At 74.2% G+C, this 1,406-nt stretch carries 1 protein-coding gene; it reads left to right on the top strand.

Going from position 1 to position 1,406, the window contains the following annotated elements:
• Positions 1 to 13 precede the first annotated feature (13 nt).
• On the top strand, positions 14 to 1,406 hold a 1,393-nt coding region (locus PSD17_RS16335), incomplete at its 3' end, for an MmgE/PrpD family protein (RefSeq protein ID WP_013678193.1).

Here is a 1,406-nt window from a genome sequence, read left to right as displayed (position 1 = left end):
CGGAGGTACTGCTGTGAGCATCGAGAGCCCGGCCCGCACGATGATGTCCGGCCGGATCGCGGAGTTCGGCGCCGCGCTGGAGTACGGCGACATCCCGGCCGAGGTGCTGGAGCGCGCGCGGCACCTCGTGCTCGACGCGGTCGGCCTTGCCTTCGCCTCGACGGCCTACGGTTTCCCGGCCGTCGCCCGCGACGCGCTGTCCGCCCTCTCCGCGGGCGACCATCCCGTCCTCGCCATGCCCGACCGGCTCGACCCGCGCGACGCGGCCGTGCTCAACGGCGTGCTCATCCACGGCATGGACTTCGACGACACCCACATCCCCGCCGTCACGCACGTGACGGCGGCGGCGCTGCCCGCGGCGCTGTCCGCGGCGACGACGGCCGGTGCCACCACGCGCGACCTGCTCACCGCGTACGTCCTCGGGGTGGAGGTCTCCGCGCGGGTCGGGCTGGGCGGCGCCGGCGGGTTCCACGACGTGGGCTTCCACCCGACGGCCGTCGCGGGCGCGTTCGGCGCGGCCGTGGCCGCCGGCAAGCTCGCGGGCCTCGACGCGGACCGTCTCGTCGCGGCGCAGGGCATCGTCGGGTCGATGTCGGCGGGGCTGCTGGAGTTCCTGGAGGACGGCTCCTGGACCAAACGACAGCACCCGGGCTGGGCGGCGATGTGCGGGATCACCGCGGCGAGCTTCGCGCGGTTCGGCTGGAGCGGCCCGCCCGCCGTCTACGAGGGACGGTTCGGGCTGTTCAACACCCACCTCGCCGGGCGGGAGACCGACCCCGGCGCGCTCGGCGCCGGCCTGGGCACGCAGTGGGAGCTCATGCGGACCGCGGTCAAGCCCTACCCGATCTGCCACTTCATCCATGCGTTCGCCGACGCCGTGCTCGACCTGCGCGCCGAGCACGGTCTGCGACCCGCCGACATCGCCGCCGTCCGCTGCGCGATCCACCCGGTGCCCGGCAAGGTCGTCTGCGAGCCCGCCGAGGCCAAGTGGGCGCCGCGCGACGAGTACGACGCCAAGTTCAGCCTCCCGTACGTCGTGTCCGCGGCGCTCTCGCGCGGCCGGTTCGGGCTCGCCGAGCTGGAGGACGAGGCGCTGCACGACACCGAGATCCTCGACCTCGCCCGCCGGGTCAGCGTGTCGCCCGACGACGAGAGCGCCTTCCCACGCGCCTACTCCGGGTACGTCGAGATCGAGCTGACCGACGGGCGGGTGCTGACACGGCGCGAGCAGGTGAACCGGGGCCACGACGAGCGGCCGCTCACCAACGCGGAGATCGCCGAGAAGTTCGCCGGGTCGATGGCGCTGGTCACCGACGAGGCCACCACCGAACGGGTGCGCACCGCGATCCTCGGACTGGGCGACGACACCCCCGCCCGGGACTTCGCGGAGGCCTGCCGTGGCGTCT

This window comes from Pseudonocardia sp. D17 (genome assembly GCF_036984265.1).
GTDB lineage: Bacteria > Actinomycetota > Actinomycetes > Mycobacteriales > Pseudonocardiaceae > Pseudonocardia > Pseudonocardia benzenivorans.
This window is presented reverse-complemented; position numbering and strand designations above follow the sequence as displayed.